General features: G+C 55.4%; 28 protein-coding genes. 15 read left to right on the top strand and 13 right to left on the bottom strand.

What is annotated here, in order from left to right; genetic code table 11:
* Nucleotides 1-43 precede the first annotated feature (43 nt).
* A complete protein-coding gene (locus LB462_RS19995) occupies nucleotides 44-646 on the bottom strand; it encodes a thymidine kinase (RefSeq protein WP_224511645.1) in 603 nt (200 codons plus the stop codon).
* 190 nt (nucleotides 647-836) lie between these two features.
* Here LB462_RS19995 and LB462_RS19990 point away from each other — a divergent pair, with 190 nt between their 5' ends.
* The 3 genes from LB462_RS19990 (at nucleotide 837) to choV (ending at nucleotide 3,763) form a co-directional block, all read left to right on the top strand.
* The gene (locus LB462_RS19990) at nucleotides 837-1,778 is read left to right on the top strand and encodes a choline ABC transporter substrate-binding protein (RefSeq protein WP_224511644.1); all 942 of its coding nucleotides are present in this window, start codon (nucleotides 837-839) and stop codon (nucleotides 1,776-1,778) included.
* 102 nt (nucleotides 1,779-1,880) lie between these two features.
* Nucleotides 1,881-2,723 (top strand): choline ABC transporter permease subunit, encoded by an 843-nt coding sequence (gene choW / locus LB462_RS19985; RefSeq protein WP_224511641.1) that lies wholly within the window; start codon nucleotides 1,881-1,883, stop codon nucleotides 2,721-2,723.
* A complete protein-coding gene (choV, locus tag LB462_RS19980; RefSeq protein ID WP_224511639.1) occupies nucleotides 2,720-3,763 on the top strand; it encodes a choline ABC transporter ATP-binding protein in 1,044 nt (347 codons plus the stop codon). Before choW ends, choV begins: the two co-directional genes overlap by 4 nt.
* A gap of 6 nt (nucleotides 3,764-3,769) precedes the next feature.
* Here choV and LB462_RS19975 read toward each other — a convergent pair whose 3' ends face one another.
* From LB462_RS19975 to LB462_RS19950, 6 genes are all read right to left on the bottom strand, one after another.
* Nucleotides 3,770-4,030, bottom strand: a complete 261-nt coding sequence (locus LB462_RS19975) for a hypothetical protein (protein WP_224511636.1) — start codon at nucleotides 4,028-4,030, stop codon at nucleotides 3,770-3,772.
* Between the two features lies 1 nt (nucleotide 4,031).
* Nucleotides 4,032-4,862: an ABC transporter ATP-binding protein gene (locus tag LB462_RS19970; RefSeq protein ID WP_224511634.1), complete on the bottom strand. Its 831-nt coding sequence runs from the start codon at nucleotides 4,860-4,862 to the stop codon at nucleotides 4,032-4,034.
* A complete protein-coding gene (locus LB462_RS19965; RefSeq protein WP_224511631.1) occupies nucleotides 4,859-5,713 on the bottom strand; it encodes an ABC transporter ATP-binding protein in 855 nt (284 codons plus the stop codon). The genes LB462_RS19970 and LB462_RS19965 overlap by 4 nt, the downstream gene beginning before the upstream one ends.
* A 3-nt stretch (nucleotides 5,714-5,716) precedes the next feature.
* A complete protein-coding gene (locus LB462_RS19960) occupies nucleotides 5,717-6,577 on the bottom strand; it encodes an ABC transporter permease subunit (protein WP_224511907.1) in 861 nt (286 codons plus the stop codon).
* Nucleotides 6,578-6,641: 64 nt separating this feature from the next.
* Complete coding sequence (locus LB462_RS19955; RefSeq protein WP_112530624.1) at nucleotides 6,642-7,649, bottom strand: ABC transporter permease subunit; 1,008 nt, start codon at nucleotides 7,647-7,649, stop codon at nucleotides 6,642-6,644.
* Nucleotides 7,650-7,702: 53 nt separating this feature from the next.
* Entirely contained in the window at nucleotides 7,703-9,307 is a 1,605-nt protein-coding gene (locus LB462_RS19950) for an ABC transporter substrate-binding protein (protein ID WP_224511629.1), read from the bottom strand.
* Nucleotides 9,308-9,640: 333 nt separating this feature from the next.
* Here LB462_RS19950 and LB462_RS19945 point away from each other — a divergent pair, with 333 nt between their 5' ends.
* The 5 genes from LB462_RS19945 to LB462_RS19925 all read left to right on the top strand — a co-directional run bounded on the left by LB462_RS19945 (nucleotide 9,641) and on the right by LB462_RS19925 (nucleotide 13,540).
* Entirely contained in the window at nucleotides 9,641-10,402 is a 762-nt protein-coding gene (locus LB462_RS19945) for an SDR family NAD(P)-dependent oxidoreductase (RefSeq protein ID WP_224511626.1), read from the top strand.
* Between the two features lie 145 nt (nucleotides 10,403-10,547).
* On the top strand, nucleotides 10,548-11,744 hold the full coding sequence (locus tag LB462_RS19940; RefSeq protein WP_224511624.1) for a hypothetical protein: 1,197 nt from the start codon (nucleotides 10,548-10,550) through the stop codon (nucleotides 11,742-11,744).
* Entirely contained in the window at nucleotides 11,741-12,331 is a 591-nt protein-coding gene (locus LB462_RS19935; RefSeq protein WP_224511622.1) for a protein-S-isoprenylcysteine O-methyltransferase, read from the top strand. Before LB462_RS19940 ends, LB462_RS19935 begins: the two co-directional genes overlap by 4 nt.
* A gap of 21 nt (nucleotides 12,332-12,352) precedes the next feature.
* A complete protein-coding gene (locus LB462_RS19930) occupies nucleotides 12,353-13,012 on the top strand; it encodes a hypothetical protein (protein ID WP_224511621.1) in 660 nt (219 codons plus the stop codon).
* A 135-nt stretch (nucleotides 13,013-13,147) separates the two neighbouring features.
* On the top strand, nucleotides 13,148-13,540 hold the full coding sequence (locus tag LB462_RS19925; RefSeq protein WP_112530615.1) for a DUF930 domain-containing protein: 393 nt from the start codon (nucleotides 13,148-13,150) through the stop codon (nucleotides 13,538-13,540).
* A 12-nt stretch (nucleotides 13,541-13,552) separates the two neighbouring features.
* On the opposite strand, the gene LB462_RS19920 is transcribed toward LB462_RS19925, so the two are convergent.
* Nucleotides 13,553-14,497 carry a cell wall hydrolase gene (locus LB462_RS19920; protein ID WP_224511619.1) on the bottom strand — a complete coding sequence of 315 codons (945 nt, stop codon included), beginning with the start codon at nucleotides 14,495-14,497 and terminating at the stop codon, nucleotides 13,553-13,555.
* 238 nt (nucleotides 14,498-14,735) lie between these two features.
* Here LB462_RS19920 and LB462_RS19915 point away from each other — a divergent pair, with 238 nt between their 5' ends.
* The 3 genes from LB462_RS19915 (at nucleotide 14,736) to LB462_RS19905 (ending at nucleotide 16,638) form a co-directional block, all read left to right on the top strand.
* Nucleotides 14,736-14,927, top strand: coding sequence for a hypothetical protein (locus LB462_RS19915; RefSeq protein WP_158482220.1), 192 nt, complete (start codon nucleotides 14,736-14,738; stop codon nucleotides 14,925-14,927).
* Nucleotides 14,928-15,025: 98 nt separating this feature from the next.
* Nucleotides 15,026-15,796, top strand: a complete 771-nt coding sequence (locus LB462_RS19910) for a HugZ family pyridoxamine 5'-phosphate oxidase (protein WP_224511616.1) — start codon at nucleotides 15,026-15,028, stop codon at nucleotides 15,794-15,796.
* Nucleotides 15,797-15,801: 5 nt separating this feature from the next.
* Entirely contained in the window at nucleotides 15,802-16,638 is an 837-nt protein-coding gene (locus LB462_RS19905) for a TrmH family RNA methyltransferase (RefSeq protein WP_224511905.1), read from the top strand.
* Here the strand turns inward: LB462_RS19905 and LB462_RS19900 are convergent.
* Complete coding sequence (locus tag LB462_RS19900) at nucleotides 16,616-17,656, bottom strand: coiled-coil domain-containing protein (protein ID WP_224511614.1); 1,041 nt, start codon at nucleotides 17,654-17,656, stop codon at nucleotides 16,616-16,618. The genes LB462_RS19905 and LB462_RS19900 overlap by 23 nt on opposite strands.
* A 291-nt stretch (nucleotides 17,657-17,947) precedes the next feature.
* Nucleotides 17,948-18,526, bottom strand: coding sequence for a DUF1134 domain-containing protein (locus LB462_RS19895; RefSeq protein WP_112530605.1), 579 nt, complete (start codon nucleotides 18,524-18,526; stop codon nucleotides 17,948-17,950).
* Nucleotides 18,527-18,844: 318 nt separating this feature from the next.
* Here LB462_RS19895 and chpT point away from each other — a divergent pair, with 318 nt between their 5' ends.
* Nucleotides 18,845-19,474, top strand: coding sequence for a histidine phosphotransferase ChpT (chpT, locus tag LB462_RS19890; RefSeq protein ID WP_112530603.1), 630 nt, complete (start codon nucleotides 18,845-18,847; stop codon nucleotides 19,472-19,474).
* A 118-nt stretch (nucleotides 19,475-19,592) separates the two neighbouring features.
* Complete coding sequence (locus LB462_RS19885; protein ID WP_224511613.1) at nucleotides 19,593-19,961, top strand: response regulator; 369 nt, start codon at nucleotides 19,593-19,595, stop codon at nucleotides 19,959-19,961.
* A 102-nt stretch (nucleotides 19,962-20,063) separates the two neighbouring features.
* Here LB462_RS19885 and ctrA read toward each other — a convergent pair whose 3' ends face one another.
* The gene (gene ctrA, locus LB462_RS19880) at nucleotides 20,064-20,765 is read right to left on the bottom strand and encodes a response regulator transcription factor CtrA (protein ID WP_112530599.1); all 702 of its coding nucleotides are present in this window, start codon (nucleotides 20,763-20,765) and stop codon (nucleotides 20,064-20,066) included.
* Between the two features lie 492 nt (nucleotides 20,766-21,257).
* Between ctrA and LB462_RS19875 the strand changes: the two genes are divergently transcribed.
* Complete coding sequence (locus LB462_RS19875; protein ID WP_224511611.1) at nucleotides 21,258-21,644, top strand: flagellar export protein FliJ; 387 nt, start codon at nucleotides 21,258-21,260, stop codon at nucleotides 21,642-21,644.
* Between the two features lie 54 nt (nucleotides 21,645-21,698).
* Here the strand turns inward: LB462_RS19875 and LB462_RS19870 are convergent, their stop codons facing one another.
* Entirely contained in the window at nucleotides 21,699-21,995 is a 297-nt protein-coding gene (locus LB462_RS19870) for a GNAT family N-acetyltransferase (protein ID WP_112530595.1), read from the bottom strand.
* A 51-nt stretch (nucleotides 21,996-22,046) separates the two neighbouring features.
* Nucleotides 22,047-24,158, bottom strand: coding sequence for a carboxy terminal-processing peptidase (locus tag LB462_RS19865; protein WP_224511609.1), 2,112 nt, complete (start codon nucleotides 24,156-24,158; stop codon nucleotides 22,047-22,049).
* 223 nt (nucleotides 24,159-24,381) lie between these two features.
* On the opposite strand from LB462_RS19865, the gene LB462_RS19860 reads away from it, so the two are divergent.
* Nucleotides 24,382-24,795 (top strand): paraquat-inducible protein A (locus tag LB462_RS19860; RefSeq protein ID WP_224511608.1); only part of this gene is annotated, 414 nt, incomplete at its 3' end.

The following is a 24,795-nucleotide window of genomic DNA, read 5'->3' as shown; positions in this document are numbered from 1 at the left end:
AATGACAGGTCTCAAGGTAAACTTGCAAGCAGAGATTCGCCGTTTAAGGCTTTTGAACGTCCCCGCTTGCAATCCGGCCGGTTTCCTCCTCCCAGTGCTTGCGACAGAGCGAGACATAAACGGATTTCTCGATTGCCACCTGATCGCCCTCAAGCAGCGCCTCCCCTTTCGGCCCGTGGCGGACCACCATTGTCGCTTTTGCGCCGCAATGACAGATCGTCCTGATTTCCCGCAAAGTGTCCGCAATCGCTAGCAATTCCGCAGAACCGGGAAAGAGTTTACCCTGAAAATCCGTGCGCAGACCAAAACACAAGACCGGCACGTTAAGCCGGTCGACCACGCGCGCCAGCTGCCAGACCTGCTCCTTGGTCAGAAATTGCGCTTCGTCGACAAACACGCAACTCAGCGCGCTTTCACCGTGGGCCTTTGCGATAATCGCAAAAAGATCATCTTGATCGCGATAAAGCAGCGCCTCGGCGCTGACACCCAGCCGCGAGGTTATCCTTCCGACACCGTCTTCGGCATAGTGCGCAGCGGTAAACAGCATCGTCCGCATACCGCGTTCCTGATAGTTGTAGGAAGCCTGCAAAAGCAGCGTCGATTTTCCGGCATTCATCGCCGAGTAACTGAAATAGAGTTTTGCCATCTCCCGCTTTAATCAGAGTTGGGTCTCCGCATGAACCCTTGCAATCCACTCCTTCGCAACTTTTGTCGGAATATCAACAACTGTCGCTATTTGACCGGATTTATGCGCGCCTATGCTTGAATGCGTTTCCGTTTGGTGCTTGGTTCATGACATTGAAAATCCGGTAAAAACCGGAAGGGGAGAACTATCTATGAAAGTACTATCCAAACTCACCATTTCCTTGGCTTTGGTTCTTGCCGCAGGTACGGCATTCGCTGCGGAACCCGAATCCTGCAAGACAGTCCGATTCGCCGATGTGGGCTGGACTGACATAACAGCCACCACGGCTGCGACGAGCGAAGTGTTGAAGGCCCTGGGTTATTCGACCGACACGAAGGTTCTCTCCGTGCCGGTGACCTATGCTTCGCTTGGCAAGAAAGACATTGACGTGTTTCTGGGCAACTGGATGCCGACTATGGCAGCCGACGTAAAGCCATATCTCGAGAACAAGACTGTCGAAGACCTCGGCCCTAATCTGACAGGTGCGAAATACACACTCGCAGTGCCGCAATATCTCTATGACAAGGGTCTGAAGGACTTCAAGGATATCGCCAAGTTCAAGGATGACCTCGGCGGCAAGATCTACGGCATCGAGCCCGGCAATGATGGCAACCGCTTGATTCTCGACATGATCTCCAAGGACACCTTCGGTTTGAAGGGTTTTGAACTTGCTGAATCGTCCGAGCAGGGCATGCTCGCGCAGGTCGCCAAGCAGACAAAAAGCGAAAAACCAATCGTCTTCCTCGGTTGGGAACCGCACCCGATGAACTCGAATTTCAAGCTTGCCTATCTCTCTGGCGGCGATGATGTTTTCGGACCGGACTTTGGTGGCGCCATCATTCATACCAACGTTCGTGCTGGGTACACCACCGAATGCCCGAATATCGGCAAGCTCCTGACCAATCTCAAATTCAATCTGCAGATGGAAAATGAGATCATGGGCAAGATTCTTGATGATGGTGAAGACGGTGCCAAGGCTGCTACCGAATGGCTGAAGGCCAACCCGGCGATTCTGGATACGTGGCTGGCAGGCGTTACAACCTTCGACGGCAAGGAAGGCCTCCCCGCGGTCAAGGCATCGCTGGGCCTATAACAATCGCTGTCCCTGACGGGATAAGAGACCAAAGAACATGAGCCGCCCGATGCACTGGTCGGGCTGCTCCTTTCACTTACTCTTTGTGGGGATGGTTTTGGTTTGGATTGGTTAACGCAAGACAAGATTCCGGTTGGCAGGACAGCGAAAGCGGCCGTCGATTGGCTCACCACCAATTTTGCCGGATTTTTCGATGGACTTGCCGCTGTCATGCAGGCCTTCATCGACGGCCTGATGTTTGTGCTGAAATATCCGCATCCCCTGATCATGGTCGTGATTTTCGCCGCCATCGCTTACGCCCTGCGCCGGTCCATAGCGGTCACGCTTCTCACCATTCTCGGCTTCCTGTTCATCCTCAATCAGGGATACTGGCAAGAAACAATGGAGACACTGACGCTGGTGCTCTCCTCGTGCATCCTGTGTATGGGGATCGGCGTGCCCATCGGCATTGTCGCCGCGCACCGGCCGAAGTTCTATGCCGCGATACGTCCCGTACTCGACCTCATGCAGACGTTACCCACCTTCGTCTATCTCATCCCCGCCATAGTCTTTTTCGGCATAGGTATGGTGCCCGGCCTGATTGCAACGGCAATCTTTGTTTTGCCAGCACCCATCCGCCTCACCCATCTCGGCGTTTCCTCGACACCCCGGCACCTGATCGAAGCGGGCGAGGCATTCGGTGCATCTTCCCGCCAACTGCTATGGAAGATCGAACTGCCCTACGCTATGCCGCAAATCCTGGCTGGACTTACGCAGACGATCATGCTGTCGCTCTCCATGGTGGTCATCGCCGCTCTGGTCGGAGCCGATGGCCTTGGCGTTCCAGTCGTGCGCGCGCTGAACTCGGTTAACACGGCCTTGGGCTTCGAAGCAGGCCTCGTCATTGTGGTCGTCGCCATCATACTCGACCGCATATTCCGTCCCGGCAAGGAGCCAGGTGAATGACCGCAATCACACTGGATAATGTCTGTATTATTTTTGGCAAGAAGACTGACGGTTCCTTGTTTTTGGCCGACCAGGGCAAAAGCCGCTCGGATATCCAGGCTGAAACAGGCCATGTGCTTGGCGTTCACAATTGCACTCTCACCGTTGCCGAGGGGGAAATAGTCGTGTTGATGGGGCTCTCGGGCTCCGGTAAGTCGACGCTCCTGCGCGCCATCAATCGCCTTAATCCTATCTCGCGGGGCTCCGTCGTCGTTCACAACAAAGGGCGGTCCATCGATGTCGGCAAGGCTGACAAGACAACCTTGCGGGATCTGCGCAAGCACCTTGTTTCGATGGTCTTCCAGCAGTTCGGTCTCCTGCCCTGGCGTACCGTTGAAGAGAATGTCGGGTTCGGACTTGAGCTCTCGGGTGTTCCGAAAGAAGAGCGCGCGAAAGCCGTGCAGCAGCAGCTGGAACTGGTTAATCTCAAGGACTGGGCCAAGCGTAAGGTCGGCGAGCTCTCCGGTGGCATGCAGCAGCGTGTCGGCCTCGCGCGCGCTTTCGCGACAGGTGCACCGATCCTGCTGATGGATGAACCCTTTTCAGCGCTTGACCCGCTTATTCGAACCCGGCTCCAGGATGAGCTTCTGAGCCTACAGGAGCGCCTGAAGAAGACGATCGTTTTCGTCAGTCATGATCTCGACGAGGCCATGAAAATTGGCAATCGCATCGCCATCATGGAAGGCGGACGGATCATCCAGTGCGGTACAGCTCAAGACATCCTGCTTAACCCGGCCGATGAATATGTTGCGGATTTCGTCGCCAACATGAATCCACTTGGTGTCCTCACTGCCGCCGATATCATGGTTCCCCTTGATCGCACGCGTCCCGCCAGCAGGCCATTTGCTGCTACGGCGCGTCCGGAAACGCCGGTACGCGAAATCATGCAAGCGATCGCGAAAAACAGTGGCGATGTGGGCGTCGTGGAAAACGGCGCATTTCTCGGGATGATCTCCGCCGATGACATTGTGCGCGGCCTGTTAAAGCACCAGAAGCACTAGTTCAGGCTACTCTTCTTCGGTATCCTCGTCGCCGGATTTCCCGGCTGGCTGCCAGGAATGAGGCACGACTTTTTTCTGCGTATTTGAATCCGTGAATATCCACCAGCCGGCATCCGTTTCGTCCCACTGACCACCCGTGGCCTTCAGGCGATCCAGCGAACGATACTGGCCGATGGACTCATTTTCCTGTCCATCCTCGTCAGTCCAGAACACCTGAATCTTGCTGCCATCCTTGGGTGCTGTGGAGATCGGCTGCTTTTTGGTCATGTCATGCGGCCTTCTTCTTGGCCAAGCGTGCCCTGATGCTTTCCACATCGGACTTCGGCGTCGCTGCAAACAGCGTCTTCGTATAGCTGTGCTGCGGGTTGGCAAACACTTCCTCCCGCGTACCGTATTCAACGACTTCGCCGTAGTACATCACCATGACTTCGTCGGCGATGTAGCGCACCACAGAAAGATCGTGGCTGATGAAGACGTAGGTAAGATTGAACTCGTCCTGCAGATCGGCCAACAGGTTAAGAACCTGTGCTTGTACCGAGAGATCCAACGCAGAGACCGGTTCGTCCAGGACCAGCAGACTTGGGCTCAGCATGAGCGCGCGGGCGATGGCGATACGCTGGCGCTGACCTCCGGAGAACATGTGCGGATAGCGATTATAGTGTTCAGGGCCGAGACCGACCTTGACCAACATCTGCATTGCCAGATCGCGCCGCTCGGCGGCCGTCTTGTTGGTGTTCAACAACAAGGGTTCGCCCAGAACTTCACCGATCTTCTGGCGCGGATTAAGCGAACCATAGGGATTCTGGAAGATGATCTGCACCTTGCGGCGCATCTCCGCCGTGACGCGATCCTTGGCGATATTGATCGGCTTGCCATCGATCAATAGTTCGCCGGAAGTTTGCGGATCGATCAGCGTCAGTATCCGGCCCAGCGTTGACTTTCCGCAACCGCTCTCGCCCACGATGGCAAGGGTTTTGCCCTTTTCCAAAGTAAAGCTGACGCCCTTGACCGCCTGCACGGTCTTCTGCTTGCCGAACAGGCCGCCGCCGACATGATAGTCGCGGACGATATTGCGGCCCTCGAGTACGACCTCGCTCATGGCGCCACTCCTGCATTGGCGGCTTCATTCTTCATGAAATCTGCAACCGTTGACAGACGGTCGCCAGTCGCATTCTCCGGCAAGGCAGACAGAAGCGCGCGGGTGTAGGGGCTTTTGGGCGACTCGAACAGCGACAGCACGTCGGCCTCCTCCATCTTGCGGCCCTTATATTGAACAATCACGCGATCAGCCGTTTCCGCGACCACACCCATATCGTGGGTAATCATGATCAGGCCCATGCCATGCTTCACTTGCAGGCTGACAAGCAGATCAAGAATTTGCTTCTGGATCGTCACATCCAGCGCTGTCGTCGGCTCATCCGCGATCAGCAGTTTCGGATTGCAGGCAATGGCAATGGCGATCATCACACGCTGGCATTGACCGCCGGACATCTGATGCGGGAAGGAATTCAAACGCTCTTCCGGCGACGGAATGCCCACTTGCTTGAACAGTTCGATCGCGCGCTTGCGCCGTGTCGGACCATCCATCTTCATATGGAAGCGCAGCACCTCTTCCAGCTGGAAACCGACTGTGAAGCAGGGATTGAGGCTCGCCATCGGTTCCTGGAAGATCATCGCGACATCGCGGCCGACGATTTCTCGCCTCTGCTTGCCGGTCATGGTCAACATGTTGTGGCCGTCGAATGTCATGCTGTCGGCGGTGACGGTTGCGGTCTTCGGCAAAAGGCCCATCACTGCCAACATGGCAACTGATTTACCGGAGCCGGATTCACCAACGATCGCCAGAACTTCACGATTATCGACCGAAAGATCGATGCCCTGCACGGCCATGAACAGGCCGGCGTTGGTATCGAAGCCAACAGAGAGGTTCTTGATTTCAAGCAGCGCCATACCTCAGCTCCTTTTCAACTTAGGATCGAGGGCGTCGCGCAGTCCATCTCCTACGAGATTGATCGCGAGGACGGTGATCAGGATTGCAAGACCCGGGAATGTAACAACCCACCAGGCACGCAGGATGAATTCACGGGCCTCTGCCAGCATCGTCCCCCATTCCGGTGTTGGCGGTTGTGCACCCATGCCGAGGAACCCAAGTGCTGCAGCCTCGAGAATTGCATTCGAAAACGATAGCGTTCCCTGCACGATCAGCGGCGCGAGACAGTTCGGCAGGATCGTTTTGAACATCAAGCGGAGGTGGCCAGCGCCTGCCAGTTTCGATGCAATGACGTACTCACGGTTCTTTTCGCTCATGACCGCCGCACGCGTAAGGCGCGCGAAGTGCGGTTGCAGAACGAGAGCAATTGCGATCATCGCATTGAATAGACCAGGCCCCAGAATAGCCACAAGCACGAGTGCGAGCAGCAGCGGCGGAAACGCCAGGATGATGTCCATGATGCGCATGATCAGCGTATCGACCCAACCACGGAAATAGCCAGCCAGCACACCGAGAATAACGCCGGTAATCATGGCGAACGTCACAACAATCAAGCCGATGAACAACGAATAACGCGCGCCGTAGATCAGGCGGGAAAGCAGGTCCCGGCCCACGGCATCGGTGCCAAGCAAAAACTGCTCCTTGCCGCCCACCTGCCATGATGGCGGCGTTAGCAAAGCATCACGGTACTGTTGGTAAGGAGCGTGGGGCGCAATGAGCGGACCAAATATGGCGATCAGCACCAGAACGACGAGAACGGCAAAACCTATCACCGCGCCCTTGTTGACGCTGAAATAGAACCAGAATTCCGAAAACCGCGCCATACGGCCCGAAGTCTGGGACGAGGCAAGCGGTACGGGCGGGGAAACTTCGTTGGTCACGGGTTCCTCACTTTACGCGAATACGCGGGTTGATAACCGCATAGAGCAGATCAACAATCAGATTGACGACCATGACGATCAGCGCCACGAGCATGAGACCTCCCTGCACCACGACGTAATCCCGGCGGGAGATGGCATCGATCATCCACTTGCCGATGCCAGGCCAGGAAAAGATGGTCTCGGTCAGGATTGCACCGGCCATGAGCAGCCCCATCTGCAAACCGATCGTCGTAATGACCGGGATCATCGCATTGCGCAGGGCATGCACGCCGATGACACGCTTGGGTTCGAGGCCCTTGGCGCGCGCAGTACGCACATAGTCCTCGCCTAAAACCTCAAGCATCGCGGATCGCGTTTGACGCGCGATAACCGCGAGCGGGATCGTTCCAAGCACGATTGTCGGCAGAATCAGATGCGAAACAGCCGATTTGAATGCGCCTTTGCCACCTGAAATCAGGCTATCTATCAGCATGAAGCCTGTGGTTGGCTTGAAGAAATAGATAAGGTCCATGCGTCCTGACACCGGCGTCCAATGCAGTATACCGGCGAAAAGGATGATCAGGAGAATACCCCACCAGAAGATCGGCATCGAATAACCAACGAGCGCGATGCCCATGCTCAACTGATCGAAGATCGAACCGCGCTTGACTGCAGCGAAAATACCCGCCGGGATGCCGATGATGACGGCAAAGAGCATGGCGCAGATACTTAGCTCCAGTGTCGCCGGAAAAAGCGCTCGGAAATCCGCCAGTACGGGCCGCTTGCTGGCGATCGACGTGCCGAAATCTCCATGGAAAATACCCCATAAGAACGAGAAATACTGTTCCCATATGGGCCTGTTGAAGCCGAACTGGTCCATCAGCAATTGATGCCGTTCCGGCGTCATGCCGCGTTCCCCCGCAAGTGCGATAACTGGGTCGCCGGGCAACAAACGAATGAAAATGAAGGCCACAAAACTGATACCGATAAACGTCGGAATCAGCAGCAGCACTCTGGACGCGATATAGCGAAACATGGTGACCTGATAAAAATGCGGTACCGGCCGAAGCCGGTACCGCTGGAGTAAATTTACTCTGCGACGTCGACGCTGGCGAAGTTGTGAACACCGAGCGGGCTCGGCACATAGCCAGATACGTTCTTCGTCATAGCTGTCGTAACGAGCGAGTGAGCAAGCGTTGCCCACGGTGCTTCACGCTTGAACACAACCTGCGATTCTTCATAGAGCTTGGTGCGCTCTGCAGGATCGGAGACGACAGCCGCCTTGTTGATCAAATCCGTGAATTCCTGGTTGCACCATGCAGCGCGGTTGGATGTACCAACAGCCTGGCAGGACAACAGGGTTGCAAGGAAGTTATCCGGATCGCCATTGTCACCGGTCCAGCCGATGATGACCGCACCATCGTGCTTTGGATCGGAAGCCTGCTTCAGGTATTCCTGCCAATCGAAGGTAACGATCTCGGCCTTAACACCAACCTTGGCAAAATCCGACTGGATCAGTTCGGCGGTGCGACGGCCGTTTGGCATGTACGGACGTGCAACCGGCATAGCCCAGATCTTCATCGACAGATCTTTTACGCCAGCCTTCTCGAGTGCTGCCTTCGCCGCTTCAGGATTGTATTCGTCATCCTTGATCGACTTGTTGTAGGACCACATCGTTGGCGGGATCGGGTTGATCGCCGGTGTACCCTGACCGAGATAGACGGCGTCGACGATTGCCTTCTTGTCGATCGCCTGGTTGAGCGCCTTGCGCACTTCGGGCTTGTCGAACGGCGCCTGCGTTGTGTTGTAGGCAAGCGTCGAAACGTTCAGGCCTTCTTCCTGGATGACATTCAGGTTTGTATCAGCCTTCAGGCCTTCCACATCTGCCGGATCCGGATAGATCGTCAGCTGGCATTCACCGGCCTTGAGCTTCTGCACACGGACAGCAGCATCGGGCGTAACGGCGAAGATGAGGCTGTCGAGCTTTACCTTGCCCTTGTAGTAGTCAGGATTGGCTTCGTAGCGGATAGCAGTGTTGAGCTGATAGTCCACGAACTGGAATGGGCCCGTACCAACCGGCTGTTCGTTGAGCTTTCCCGGTGTTCCGTCAGCCATCAGCTTGTCGGCATATTCCTTGGAAACGATGGACGAGAAATCCATGGCAAGGTTGGCAAGCATTGGTGCGTTCGGCTTGGTCAGCGTGACCTTTACGGTCAGGTCGTCGACTTTTTCCACTGACTTGATCAGCTTCGGAAAGTCCATGCCTTCAAAATATTCGTAGGAAGCGCCGTCGACATACTTGGCCCAAGGGCTGCCTTCCTTCTGGCGTTCAAAGGAAAACACCACATCGTCGGCATTTAGCTCACGCGATGGCGTGAAATAGCTTGTCGTCTGAAACTTGACGCCTGGATGAAGTTTGAACGTGTATTCCAGACCATCATCGGAGATCGTCCAGCTATCAGCGAGAGCTGGTTCAACTTCCGACGTTCCTGGCTTGAATTCCACCAGTTTGTTGAAGACGGCTTGTCCTGTCGCATCGAGTGTCTCACCACCCGTATAAAGCGCCGGATCAAAACCGCCTGGGGCAGCTTCCGAGCAAAAGACTAACGTCTTGGCTGCGGCTCCACCTGCCATCAGCCCACCTGTCAGCATTGCGAGCGCGGTCGCCGCAAGGAGTTTCTTGTAGGTATTCATCTTTTCCACCTTCAGAGGTTTTTTTGTGTTGCAGGCCCCCATGCCTACAACGAAGGTTGCATGGAAGCCTTTGCCATGTCGCAATGCAAGCAGATTTATTCGCAGTCAACCCACCGAAACGCCGATAATACTGGATTCTGGAGAATCTCTGCCTTCATGCCAAAAAAAAAGTGAAAATCCCTAAAAATCCGTCCACTGGCTTTTACTATGACGCGTCGCAGGGGCCCTCATACTTGTGCGGCAAGGAACGATTTTGACGGCAGGAAACACTTAAACGGCTGGATAACCGACCACACCCATGCGAAAAGGCAAGGACGAGCATCGGAGATGATTATGGACACCAATGGGCACGTGGCAATTGTAACAGGTGGCGGCTCGGGTTTGGGAGCAGCGACGGCCCGTGCACTCGCGGCAAAAGGTGCGAAAGTTGCCCTTTTTGACATCAATCTTGACGCCGCACAAAGCGTCGCAAATGAGATCGACGGATTGGCACTGAGTTGCAATGTGTCGAGTGCAGGTGACGCCGAGACGGCTGTTGCGCGTGTCATCGACGAACTCGGTACGCCGCGCATTCTGGTCAACTGCGCCGGTATAGCCAATGCGGGGCGCATCGTCGGTCGCGATGGCCCGCACGATCTTGATCTTTATCGACGTGTGATCGAGGTCAATCTCATCGGTTCGTTCAATATGCTTCGGCTTGTCAGCGATGCCGCGTCAAAGCTTGATCCGCTCGAAACAGGCGAACGCGGCGTCATCATCTCCACCGCATCCGTCGCCGCTTTTGACGGCCAGATCGGTCAGGCGGCCTATGCGTCTTCCAAAGCCGGTATAGCAGGCCTGACCTTGCCTGCTGCGCGCGAGCTCGCGCGTTTCGGCATTCGCGTCATGGCTATTGCGCCCGGTATTTTCGGAACGCCTATGTTGCTCGCCATGCCGCAGGAAGTTCAGGATTCCCTTGCCGCCTCCATTCCGTTCCCCTCCAGGCTCGGCAAGCCGGAGGAGTATGCGGCCCTGGCCTTGCATATCATTGAAAATCCGATGCTTAACGGCGAAACTATCCGTCTTGATGGCGCAATCCGGATGGCTCCAAAATGAAGAGGCAAGTTGACGCATAAATCGAATTGTGGGTTGCAACTTTTACGCGCCGGCGATGTTCTGTTAACGTCGGTCATCTAGAATCCTTGGCAGTAGTTGTCATAGGTCGCTGACACCGATTATACCCGACGAGAAAAGGTTGCAGATGTCCGTTATCAATCGTCTGGTCGTATTATTACCAGGCTTTGAGCATATGCCTGTAGAGGCCCATCATCGCCGCTTTACTCGCGAAGCGGCCAAGACAGCCCCTGTTTACGACATGTCCTTGACTCAGTCTGAACCGCTGCGCGTTTCCTCGACCGATGGCGGGATCGCAACCGGCGAATTCAGTCTGCATACTTCAGGCGAAGGCTGGTCGGCCAATACGGATTTCATCCTCTACGGACTAGGCGACATCACCCTTTTCTACGCGTCCAGAAATCCCCTAAGGCGGTTGCTAAGTGGAATTATCGCCCTGCTTGATTTTATCCTCACCGGGACTTTCTTCCGGTTTGTTGCGACGAGTTGGCGCTATGCCCTGTTTTTCGTTTATCCATTGTTGATCTGCTTTGTCATACTGGGTGCATCCTACGGCACCGGGCGTCTTGCCATGGCGTACAACCAGACCAGCGTACCGGTCGCACCGGTGATAGCCTTGATTACCGCCATCCTGTTGTTCTGGCTCGCTGCCTCGAAGCTCCATTTCCTGCTCCTCATGGATGACTGGACGTTTGCCCGTGATATGGCGCGGGGCAAACGGCCGGATGTGATGCGGAAACTGGATCGCGTCATCGCTGATGCAGCCAATCGTATAAGCAATGCTCCACCCGGCACAGAAATCGTTGTCGCAGCTCATAGCCTTGGCGCAGTTTGCGCAATTCCGATTCTCGATGCCGCCCTTCGCCGCGAGGGTTCCCGCCGGTATGGCCTGCTCACTGTCGGGTCCAGTCTGTTGAAGGTAGCATTGCATCCTACTGCTCGCACGCTGCGCGAAAGTGTCGAGACCGTTGCAAATAGCAAAACGGTCTGGATCGATGTGCAATCGCTGACGGACCCAATGAATTTCTACCAATCTGATCCCGTGCGAGACTTAAAGATAAAAGATGGGAAATCGCCCATCCTGGTGAGAGTGCGTTTCCGAAATCAACTTTGCGATGAGGCATATAAATCTATTCGACGGGATTTCTTTCGCGTGCATCGCCAGTTTGTTTTCGGCGTCGAAAAACGCACCCATTATTCATGGCATGCCATTTTATGTGGCCCGGAACAATTCGCCGATGTCGCCGCATTAGGTGGCCTGCGCTGTGATCAGAACACACCTTCCCCGGCAAAACTCAATATTGCTGGAACTGCCACCACATGATCTCCCTTATATCTGTCGGCAAGGTCCTGTGGGTCCTTCATGTCGTTGGCTGGTATGTGCTGCGTCGGCCATTCGATCGGCGTGCACGTAGGATGACCCTCACGGTTGATCGGCGGAAGGGCGCCGATACGGCCAGGCTTGCGGTTTCCCTCACCGGCCTCGGTATCATTCCGGCAATCTACGTTGTGACCGACCAGCCACATTTTGCATCCTACCCGGTAAGCCCCATACTTTTCCTGCTTGGTATTGCCTTCGGAATTCTCTCCTTGATCATGTTCCGTCTCACGCACAAGGCGCTGGGAAAAATGTGGTCCGTATCGCTCCAGTTGAAGCAGGACCATAAGCTGATCACCACGGGCATCTACAAATATCTCCGTCACCCGATGTATACGGCGTTCTGGCTCATGGCATTGACCCAGGCGTTGCTCCTCCCGAACTATGTCGCCGGTCTGGCTGGCATTGTTGGCTTCGGCTATCTGTTTTTCTCTCGGATAGGTCCTGAAGAAGCGATGCTGCAGGAAGCATTTGGAGAGGAATATAGCCGATACCGCGCGCGCACGTGGCGCGTCCTGCCTTACGTATACTGACACATCGAGAGAAGGTTAATCGTGCCTCAAGCATCTCTGAAATCAACCATCGCTAGCATTGCCGCAATTTCCCTCACAGCCTGTCAGTCAGTCCCTCAATCGACCAGCGCGATTACGGTATCGGCCTACGCTCCTGAAACGCCGCAACTCAGCTGCGCTCCGCACGGCAATCCCAATGGCTCACCGGCGAAACTGACAGCCAATCGCACAAGAATCGGTGATCCCGCCTATATCGAGTTCCGCCAGCGTTTCTCCCCCGGCATACCCAGCGGTCATCTCTATGTGGTTTTTGGGCGACTGGACGCCAAAGGCAACCCAGTGACCCGCCTTTATACCGGTCTGTTCCCGAAAGGCAGTCTTGCTGGACTGTATGCCGGCGCGCTTGTCCCGATGCCCGCGGATCTGGTGCCGAGCTACGCCGACTGCCATCTCACGCCAAACGCCGCCTATCGTGTATCGCTGACCGAAAGTCAGTATCAGCAATTGCTTGGCAAAGTGCAGGCAGCTATTGCCAATCCGCCCATGTGGCGCATGTTCGGCTACAACTGCAACAACTACGCGGCATCACTTGGTAGCGTTGCAGGATTGGTCGAGCCTGCCAATCGCGCGCAGCCGTCGTTTTCCTATATATATGCCTATATCGATGCGAACGGCGATGGGAGGAAAAAAGCGGCCAGTTGACGGCGGAACCCACTGCCATTTTGTTCAGGCTAGGGGGCTTTCATAATTTAGTCCCAATCCGGTTGGTATCAATACCGCGCCGGGACCAGAACCAACGACTCGTCCTTTGCGTTCACACGATGAAAGCCGCCTACGATGAGAATAATAAGCGCCATGCTCTTGGTGTCGGCCGCCTTGGCAAGTCCGGCACGCGCTATGGACAATGGCGCTGCGGAAGAGCTGAAGCGGCTGGACCCGCAAACGCGGCTCGAACAGCGCTGTGATCTCGAGGCAATGGAGCGCATCCACAAGGATCCGGCCAAACTGGTAGCGGACGAATTGGTCGCCTATGCTTTTGAAGAACCGAAGATCAAAGGTGACAAGATACGTTCAGGCGGCGCAGCTTTCCGGAGCAAGGGCGAATGGTACCATCTGTCCTACACCTGCGCCACGTCTCCGGACCACATGACGGTGTTGTCTTTCCAATACGCCATAGGACAAGTTATTCCCCATAGCGAATGGGCTCACCACTATTTGGTGTCCGAATAGTTCACGTGGAAATCAGTTGAGGGTGCTTGGACGATCCTGCGCCAAAAGCATCTGGCCGATCGCGTCTACCTTCTTTGCGGTCGGCGCTTCATAGGCTAGTGCACTGGTCTGCAGAGTTCCCTCTGCCGTCGCAGCTGGCATCGTTACCGGTTGCGGAGCCGTGTACTCCATTGCCTGCGCCGGAGGATCAACTGGCACTGCTACCTTGTCGCTGGCAAATGCCATTTGGGGTGGCAAGGGAAGGTCAGCCTGAGCAACAACGATCGGCTGTTGGCTGGTATCCTTCACAACACGACCTGAAGTCGCTGTGGACGTCGTCGTCGTGGCCGACGCAGCGCTGGCCATCTGCACATTGCCCCCTGCCATTCTGGTGCTGGCAATGTAGGCGTTGGCAATTGCACGGCTGGCATCATTCGAAGCTATATCGGCTGAATGATAACGGTCACGCTTTTCGTAGAATGCGTTGCCGCCCGCGACGACAGTGTAATGCATGTTCTTGTAGGGGAACCGAAGACCCGCAGTATGGAAATACATCGCGTTCTTCACTTTGGGATTGCGCTCACCCTTGAGCACGGCGTCCGCAGCAGCTTGCACGTCGGGCATTGCCACAGAACGCATGGGCCGCGATAGCACGCCCGGCGCGAACTGGTTTTTCTGACCAACCACGCCGCAGATGGAATTTCCCCATTTGCCTGAATCGAGACGATTCATCACCACGGTGCCGACCGCGAGCAAACCTTCCTTGCTCGAGCGATTGGACTCGAAGAACATCGCCCGTTCAAGGCATTCCTTGTCCTTCGGCGTATAAGCGTAAGAGCTGGTTCTGGTACCCGAATGCGTCGTCAGACCGGCGGATAATTTGCCTGAATTCTGGCTCGTCGTACAACCGGTGACAAGACCGGCGGCCGCAACAATGCCTATAACAGAGTGGAGTTTTCCCCTACCGACGCCGTTCACGAAGCATTTCTCATCGCTGTTAATCCTGCTGGTGAAGTTGCTGACAGATTGATGCGATTTAGGGCCAAACAATGGCAGTGATCATTATTGTGATATACGACATTACCATCCATTTGAAAATATGCAGTTATTTTATTCATTTCAACAGCAAAAAAATTTCAATAATGGCAAAATTAAGAACTTGTTTACCACATTTGCCCTAAACTTTGTGCATCTGCCCAAGCTCGTAAGGCACGCTATGCGCAATCATTCAGTCCGCTACGATACCCGCGAATCGCTTATGGCAGCGCTTGTCGAACTCATGGCGTTGCAAATTCCGGTTGAAGATGTTGCCCCGGTTTTGTGCACGATCGGACCGGTCGATCTCGATCTGCTGGCCGATTGCATGAACGATATCGGCCTTAACGACAATCGGGCGATCGCAGCCTGACATTCCCGGTCCATCCTCGCTACCTGTCTGCACAGGACTTGTTCCAATCCGTGTGACAAACTATCAATCGGCAAGATGACCGGTTTGAAGGATGACACGTGAGCGAAAAGAAAGACGTCCTCCGCGAGATTGACGACAATGCAATACGCCTTGCGCGCACGTTGATGCGTACCGCGCGCCATGCCGTGATTGCGACGCTCGATCCGCAGTCCGGCGCTCCGATTGCCACGCGCGTCGGCATCTCGACAGATCATGATGGCGCACCAATCATCCTTGTTTCGGCCCTCGCCGCACACACACCGGCACTGCTGGCCGATCCCCGGTGCTCGCTTTTGGTCGGCGAACCGGGCAAAGGTGACCTACTCGCCCATCCGCGGATGACGATAACCGCCAAGGCGCGAGAGATCGCCCGCGATACGCCGGAACACACCCGCATTGCATGGCGCTATCTTTCCCACTTGCCCAAGGCCAAGCTCTATGTAGGCCTCGGTGATTTTCGCTTTTTCCGGCTGGAACCTGAAAGCGCCAAGCTGAATGGCGGCTTTGGCCAGGCTTACCAATTGTCAGCAAATGATTGGCTTAGTCTCAGTCCGGTCGGCGAGGAACTCGCCGCCGCGGAACGGGGCGCCGTCGACCATATGAACGAAGACCATTCCGATGCGATCGCGCTTTATGCCCGCTTTTATGCCAGGGCACCCAATGGTAAGTGGCGCATGACAGGTATTGACGCCGATGGCTTCGATCTGGCCGAGGGTGACGACGTCCTGCGTGTCTTTTTCCAGGAGCCCCTGACCTCTGCCAAGGACATGCACATGACGCTCGTGCGGATGGCTGGCGAGGCTCGCGCCGGGCTCGCATCGCAGTCGTGAAAACACTGGTCCCGGAAGAGCACGACTGGCTGCAACATCGGGTAACCCGCGTCGCCGATGCCGAGGATGATCGGCTCGCGCCTTACCGGAATGTGCGTGAACGGGATCTCGTCGGGCGCGAGGGCCGGTTCATCGCCGAGGGCAAGGTTGTCCTCAATGTCCTGTTGTCCAACCCGGCTTTTGCGGTGGAATCGCTCCTCGTACTGGAAAACCGGCTTGCCGGACTGAGCCAGCAGCTCAAGCTTTGCCCGCCTGATGTACCGGTCTATTGCGTGTCTCGCGAGGTCATGGATGCAATTGCCGGCTTTCCCATGCATCGCGGCATCCTCGCTGTCGGCCGCCGCAACGCGCCGCAATCCATCGATGCGTTGATCGATGGAATGCCAGACAAGGCATTGGCGGTAACTTTGTGCGGCATTTCAAATCACGACAACATGGGATCGATCTTTCGCAACGCCGCCGCCTTCGAAGCGGATTGCATTTTGATGGACGAAACCAGTTGCGATCCCCTTTACCGCAAGGCCATCCGCGTATCGGTCGGCGCAGCATTGAAAGTCCCCTTTGCCAGGGAAGGATCAATCGAAGCCATCGTGACCAAACTGCAAACTGCCGGGTTCGACATTTTTGCCCTCAGCCCCGCCGGCACCACCGATATCTACGACGCCAAACCCTCGCGACGCGTTGCGCTGCTTCTGGGCACGGAAGGCGGCGGCCTGCCAAAGCTACTCTTGCAAAAACTGAAAACAGTGAAAATCCCTATGTCCGGGAGCTTCGACAGCCTGAACGTTGCGACAGCTTCGGGCATCGCACTATCGCGTTTCAGCCGTTTTTCTGGTCTCTAGAGTCTGTCTGCAAAGCCCGAATCCGATCGGCCAGGCTGACGATGATTTCGCCGTTTTCGTCATGCACCGGAGACATTTCACTCTCGGCTTTCGCCAGGAGTTCGTTGACCTTCGAGGTTGGCCCCTCAAGCCGCGCGACCATGGCAACAACCTGAGCTGCAAGTTTGTTCATCTCTTCGCGCAACCGCTCGATTTCCTGCGCTTGAACCAGTGCCTGCTTGCCGCGCGGCGTATCCAGAACAGAAGATCCCTGCTTGCGCCCTTCAGCGAGCACCTTGCGCAAACGTTCATTGATCCGCTCGATCTCCTTCTCGCGCCTTGAAAGCTTGGCCTCGCTATCGGAAATTTGCCTGAGCAGGGCATTCGAGCGTTTCTCAAGCTCGGCGCTTCGCTTGGTTTCCTGGGCCAGCGAATGTTGCACTTCCTTGATCTCTGCTTCGGCCCGTTGTCTCAGGTTGTCGCTGTCGCGCTTGTCCTGCCGCGCCTCTTTCAGATCATCCAAAAGATTGTCGATCCTGGCCGATTGCGCTGCGACTTCGATTTGAAAACTGTCCGCATTCATCGCGACACTCGACACGCGGCGATGCACGAGTTCGAGTTCAGCTGACTTTTGCTCGATCAATCGCTCATGCCCTATGATCATGGCCGCGGCTTTCTCCAGTTCCTTGTCGCGATCGGCAAATGACGATCGAGACTCGGCTATCGCCGCGTCGCGCGCCGAAAGTTCAGAGGTGAGATTGCGCATGAGACGCTCTTTCTCGCCGAGTTCGGCCAACTGCAGTGCAGCTTTTTCGCGGGAGCTCTCCAGCATCAACTCAAGCTTGCGCTCGGCGATCGCATGTTCAGCGCGCAGGCCATCCCGCTGGGCTTGTATCTCGTTGAGCGTCAGCGGAGTCTCCGCCTCGACACGCTTGCGCGTGAGCAGTGTCGCCCGGCGCCAGATGGGCGGCGCAACCAAAAGCGCCACCAGCACGGCGCTCAGGAATCCGAAAGCAAAATATAGCGCAGACTGGATCACGATCAGGGTCCTGTTGGATGTCTATCTTGGCACAAGGTGTACTAGAGCCTTTCGTGCCTAAATAGAAGCAGTTCTGTTTCTCGGATGGCGAGACAATCCACGCGGAAGGTGGCGAGGCCGATGTTTATCCATCGGACGAAGCCGCCTGACAAAGTGGTTGGCCGCCAACCGGAAACCCGAAGGGCCGGCAGAACGGTACTATTTAGGCATGCAAGGCTCTACAGTCAGGCCCTGAAACGCAAAGACGCGAACTGAAGAGTTCGCGTCCCAAATGCGATACGGTTTATTTTATCAGAAAGGATTCCACGTCGCCGTCTGGGTAATCTTCAGGTAACCCACATTGACACCCAGACGTGCACCTACACCCGTCCTGATCGGAACGAGCAGTACCTGATTGCGCTTGAGCACATTGAAACCGACCCCGGCGAAAAGATAGGCGGAACCGGCGACACCAACGAAGCGGCCGTAGAGGTTCTGCACATCGTCGAGATTGTAGACGAGCATCATGACGCGCGAGCCCTGTCCGCCGAAATCCCAACCGATCGATGGTCCTTGCCAGAAGGTTTTGTGATCCCCGGCATTCTTGGTGTAGAGCGAACCTTCACCGTAGGTCAGGCCGCCGATGAGAGCGCCAGATCCTTCCTCCCCGAGAACATAGCCGTTGGGCAGACCGTAACTCTGGAAGACTTTTTCGACAGCCGTGGCGAGCCCACCAGAAGTCGATCCGAAGAACCGCTGGCCGGAATTGACGATTTCTTCCATCGTGTAGGTTTCTTGCGCACGCGCCGTCTGCGCCTGGGCGACAACGAGTGACACAAGTGTCAAAATGAGGAGAAAGCCGCGGTTCAAAGACAAGAGTAGAGACGCCATCATAATTCCTTTTGGCTGTTCGCTTCTTTGCCTGACGCCTGATGCAAGGATGAGCAGATCTTGCGCCTGCTTTTAAAATCGAATTCATTTTAAGGCGCTAAACCTTGTATAAAAGTTTATGAATCGATCTTGGCATTTCAATGACTTGCAAAGAATGGCAAAAACCTTGAAATTTCAACATTTACAGGCTCCGGCCAAGTCGTTCTTGCCGATCATGATCGAGCTATGTATCCAAATAGGCCAGAAATCGGAGTGATTCGCGTGTTACTGATTCGCGCCGGCCTCTGAAACACCAGCCAATCTTCAGGAGATTTCCCCATGACATTGCCCGTTATTCTCTCGGCAACGGACCTCGGAGCGCTCCTGAGCAGCCGCATCTGTCACGATATCATTTCACCCGTCGGCGCCATCAACAATGGGTTGGAATTGCTCGAAGAAGGCGGTTCCGATGAAGACGCGATGAGCCTCATCAAATCCAGCGCACGCAGCGCGTCTGCTCGCCTGCAGTTCGCGCGTATTGCTTTCGGCGCCGCCGGCTCCGCTGGAGTTCAGATCGATACCGGCGATGCGCAGAATGTCGCCAATGAATATATGAAGGGCGAGAAAGCCGAATTGAGTTGGGAGGGCACCCGGGTTCTGCTGCCCAAGAACAAGGTGAAGCTCTTGCTCAATCTGGTCCTGATCGCCAATGCAGCCCTGCCCCGTGGTGGCACATTGTCGGTTGCGCTGCAAACACCGGAAACACAGCCGCGTTTTGTCCTGACATCACGTGGTCCAATGCTACGCGTCCCGCCGAAATTCCTTGAACTGCACAGCGGCAAGGTTCCTGAAGAGCCGATCGATGCCCACGGCGTTCAGCCCTACTATACGCTGCTGCTGGCCCAGGAAGCCGGCATGACCATCTCCATCCATGCCAGCCCTGAAGAGATCGTCTTCACCGCGGCGTAGCCGATCGCGCAAGTTGTTCTAAAAATTTACCATCAACCTTGGGTATTTATTCACCCAACGGCTGGTAGTCTTGGTCATGGGGGCAAACGCAACTTGGCTTTTGCGGGGAGTTTTTCAATTGCTACGCTGCATGATTGTGGATGGATCTCCTGTAGTCAGGAAGGTTGCGCGGAGGCTCATCGCCAACGAAACGACCGTCGTGACGACCGCCGATACCGGCTATCAGACGATTGCCGCCTGTAGCGTTGAAATGCCTGACATCATCATCCTCGACGACGCGCTATCCGACATGCCCGCGCCGGAGATCATCAGTCAGGTGCGTGCCTTGCCGGGCGGTGAGAACAGCAAGATCTATCTTTGCCTGCCCGAGGTTGACCTGAGCCGGATCATGCGGGCCAAGCGTGCTGGTGCAGCTGGATATCTGCTGAAACCGTTCAATCGTGTTTCGATCGCCGAAATCCTGCCGCCGGTGCCGGTCGAAGGCTGAGAGCAACATTGCATACAACGGCACTTAGCCGGAGCTTCAGCGTCACAACAAACAAAAAAGCTCCGTTCACACGGAGCTTTTTGTTTCTCGATAGTATCTTGATCAGGCGATTTCGCGCAGGTCCGATGCATCCGGCTCACGCAGCACATAGCCGCGGCCCCAGACGGTTTCGATATAGTTGATACCGCCGGATGCATTGTCGAGCTTCTTGCGCAGCTTGCAGATGAAGACGTCGATGATCTTGAGTTCCGGCTCGTCCATACCGCCGTAGAGGTGGTTGAGGAACATTTCCTTGGTGAGCGTCGTGCCCTTGCGGAGCGAAAGCAGCTCCAGCATCTGATATTCCTTGCCCGTCAGGTGAACGCGCTGGCCGGTGACTTCCACCGTCTTCGCATCCAGATTGACGATAAGGTCGCCGGTGGTGATGACCGACTGGGCATGCCCCTTGGAACGGCGCACGATCGCATGGATACGGGCAACCAGTTCGTCCTTATGGAAGGGCTTGGTCATATAGTCGTCGGCGCCGAAACCGAGGCCACGAACCTTGTCCTCGATGCCGGCCATGCCGGAAAGGATCAGGATCGGTGTTTTCACCTTCGACAGACGCAGGGTCCTCAGGACTTCATAACCGGACATGTCCGGCAGGTTGAGGTCGAGGAGGATGATATCGTAGTCGTAGAGCTTGCCGAGATCGACACCCTCTTCGCCCAGATCCGTCGTATAAACATTGAAGCTTTCCGACTTGAGCATCAGTTCGATGCTCTGGGCCGTTGCACTATCGTCTTCGATTAAAAGAACCCGCATATCATTCCCCTTTTCCCGCCGCTGAAATGGGTTGCCCAAGAAACCTCGATCAGGGCAATCCCGAAGTCAGGTCGCGAAACAAGCCGTTTCCATAACGTTAAGATTGCCACCGAATGGTTAACAAAATCTAATTCCGCTTTGCAAGTGTCTTTGACTCTTGAATTAAAAATCATTGGCACCGCATTGATTCATAAGGTCAACTTACCGGTCAAAAATCATAAGGCGCAGCATCAGGTTCTGGCCTTAAGCGATTCATTCGACTCGATAAAATCGCCGTCTAAAAACTTGCCGCACTGATTTACAGAGCTTTAAGTCTTAAGGCGTATGATTAATGCTGAACGTAAAGGAAAGGTTACCAGACAGGGCAACCTTTAAGTTTTTGTTTCATTTTCCCGAAGTGATTCGGGGTGAAACGGCGCCGGATGATCGATCGCCAGCGTTTTGGCAGGATCAGAGTACCGGCTTTTGGCAGGTGTTGAGGGGGTAGTGAGTATGAAGTCGCATGAAGGTTTGGTTCGGCTGAAGCTCTTTCAGGTCAAGGAAAAGCGCCGTCAACTCGGCCAGCTTGATTTGATGATGGGCGAGTTCGAACGCATGGCTGCCGAATTGGACGCGCAGATACTGTCCGAGGAAAAAAAGGCCGGCATCACCGACACCACGCATTTTGCCTATCCGACTTTTGCCAAGGCCGCCCGTCAGCGCCGCGACAATCTGTTTGATTCGATCCGCGACCTGAAGGCCCAGAAGGATGATGCCGAGGCGGCTCTTACCGAATCGGAAGCAGAACTTGCCAAAGCTGAGGCACTTGAGCAGCGCGATGGCAAGCCGCGTGATATCGAAGACATTCCCGTCACCGACAAGCGGGCGATGATCGGATAGTCAGAAGACTTTTTGAGAAATCAGCTCCTGTGGGCATAGAGTTCCCAAAAGGCCTTATCTCTGCTGAACGACGTCCGCCCACTCCTCGTGCCTGAGCGATTGAGCGCGCATGAATGGGCAAAGCGGAATGATCTTCCATCCGCCCGCCCGTGCATCTTCTACCGCATGCAACGCCAGGGCCTGCCCCACACCTTGGCCACGTAACGCATCCGGCACTGCCGTATGATCGATGATGATCAGATGCGGGCTGGCGCGTGAAAAAGCCATCTCTGCCTCGTGTCCCGATACCACGGCCACATAGCGTCCGCCGCTGCCCGTTTCCTGTTTATCGATACTGATTTGATCTGCCATGCTGCACCATTCGTCATGTTTAGAGCCAGCACTCAACGCTGGCGCCAATAATCAATTGTTCTTTGCCGATTTTACTTTGGTAAGATCCGCGGCATCGCTGAGAATATGCACCGTCTCATCCAAGAGAACGTCCTTTGCGTCCTTCAGCGCCTTCTCGCTCGCTATGTCTGCGCTCAAGCTGCGCTCATTGGCCTGCAGTCCGTCTTCCTGAAATACAAGATCTGCCTGTGACACGGAACCCTTGCCGTCTGCTGCCTCGCGCGCCTTCAGGCGGTTGACCTGACGCTCCCTCTCGGCACGCCGTTCGGTTTCGTTGAGTGAGATAACCCGCTTGTTACGCAAATCATCGAGCTCCTTCACATCTTCAACGAGATCCTTGAAGTCCTTGTCCGTTTTGGCGCGGGCGTCGTGGCGGCTCTGTAGCTCCGGCAGAACCGTTTTGATATCACCAAGGGGTTTGTAGTTCGCAGGTTTGATCTGCAGCCATGGCAGCGCATTGTCATAGCTCGACTCTCCCAGTTTCTCCTCGTCCGCGAATCCCGGCAGGACGATATCCGGCGTCACCCCGCGAAGCTGGGTGGTGCCGCCATTGATACGGAAGAACTGGGCGACAGTCATTTTCAGCTCGCCGAATTCCGGCTTTGGGTTGCGCGCTTCCTCGTCCAGATCGACCACTGTTTGCACAGTGCCCTTGCCGAAACTCGGTTCGCCAATAATGACGCCCCGGCCATAATCTTGTATCGCGGCGGCGAAAATCTCCGAAGCCGAGGCGGAACCACGATTGATGAGCACAGCAAGCGGCCCCGTCCAGAGGGGCGTCGCGCGCTTATTGCCATTTACCCTGATCTCGCCATCGCCGTTGCGTTGCTGCAGAACTGGTCCTTTGCCTACGAAAAAGCCGGTCAGTTCGATCGCTTGCGGCAAAGAACCTCCGCCATTGTTGCGTAGATCGATAACGACGCCATCGACCTTTTCTTTTTCCAGTTCTGCCAGCAGCTTGGCGACATCGCGGCTTGCGCTCCGATAATCCTTGTCGCCGCGCCGTCGCGCATCGAAATCTTCATAAAACGTGGGCAACGAGATCACACCGATTTTGCGCGAGATATCGCCATCCTTGACAATCTGAACGCTTTTTTTGGCCGCCTGCTTGTCCAGACTGATGTTGTCACGTACCAGGGTGACAAGGCGATGCTTGCCGTCAAGTCCCGCATCGGATGGCAAGATATCCAGCCGTACGACAGTATCCTTCTCTCCGCGTATCAGCTTCACGACTTCGTTGACGCGGGTGCCGACAACATCCACCAGCGTGCCGTCCTTGCCCTGCGCGACGCCGACAATTCTGTCGCCGACCGCCAGCTGGCCGGACAGCTGAGCCGGCCCACCCGGTACCAGCTCGCGTATGGTCGTATATTCGTCGCGCTCCTGCAGTACGGCGCCGATGCCGACGAGGGAGAGTTTCATCGAAATGTCGAAATCCGATGCAGCCGCCACACCCAGATAGTCGGTATGGGGTTCGATCGAGTTCGTGTAAGCAGTCATGAATGTCTGAAAGACATCGTCACTCTTGTACTTGTACGCCCGGGCCAATGAGTTTCCATACCGCTTGCCAAGTGTTTCGCGTATCGTCGCCTCAGGCGTACCCGCCAGTTTCAGGCGCAGCCAATCGTTTTTCACGCGCTTGCGCCAGAGGTCCTGGCTCTCCGCCGTTGTTTTCGGCCAAGGCTCCTTGTCGCGGATGAGCGTGAACTCTTCGTTCTGACTGAAATCGAAACCATTCTTGAGCAATTCACGCGCGTATGTAAGGCGCTCGACGTAACGCTGCTCGTACACGTTGAAGATAGCAAACGGGATGCTCAGATCGTCGCTAAAGATAGCATCATCGATTTTGTCCTTATTGGTCATGAATTGATCAATATCGGACTGAAGGAAAAAGAAGCGCTCCGGGTCGAGTAATTCTATGTACCGGTTAATTATTTTTTCAGACAAGGCGTCGTCCAACGGCACCTTCTTGTAGTGGTAGTAAGTCAGCACCTGCGCGCTCAAATGCGCAGCCTTGGCCTGCTCCTCCTCTGGAGCGAGCGGTGGCGGGGAGCCGGCCTCCAGCGCCTGGGCCGAGGAAACAAAGGCCAGGAAAACAAACAGCAGTCCGAATTTTGTACGCATAAGGTGCATCAATCCAATGTTCGATCAAATCATCAAGAATTAAATACTCTTGGTTACCGCCAGCAGTCGTCGGTGCTATGTACCCTAACTATGGAGACCAGCCATGGGAAGCGTCAATCGGGTACAAGCGAATGTGATCCGGTGTGTCTTGTCGTCGCCTATGCTTGACGGGTGCCATGCATTTCCTTCATGCGTAACTGGGTTAGCCTTGGTTTGGACCAGCATGTCGACAAGATCGTTCATTCCCATCTTTCTCTTCATCGCCACGTTTTCGCTGGCACTGGGGATGACCATGCCGTTGATGAATGTCAGCAGGCTATACTTCTTCGACGAGAACCCTTCGCTCCTGGGCATAATTCGATCGCTCTGGACGGGCGGCGACTGGTTGCTGGCGTCTGTCGTCGGGCTCTTTTCGGTCATTCTGCCAGTCACAAAGCTCGCCGTCGCACAATTGGCAGCAGCTCAAGTACCCGCTGCCGCCCATGTTCTGCACCGGTGGATCGGCTTCCTGTCAAAATGGTCAATGCTGGACGTATTGCTGGTCGCTCTGGTGATTTTCGGCGCAAAGACGAGCGGGCTTGCCACAGCGGTCGCCCAGCCAGGACTCTGGTTTTTCACCGCATCGGCAATTCTGTCG

Origin of the sequence: Phyllobacterium chamaecytisi, assembly GCF_020164455.1 — a bacterium.
Classification (GTDB): Bacteria; Pseudomonadota; Alphaproteobacteria; order Rhizobiales; family Rhizobiaceae; genus Phyllobacterium; species Phyllobacterium chamaecytisi.
The sequence above is the reverse complement of the archived record's forward strand: the minus strand, read 5'-3'. Positions and strand labels throughout refer to the sequence as shown.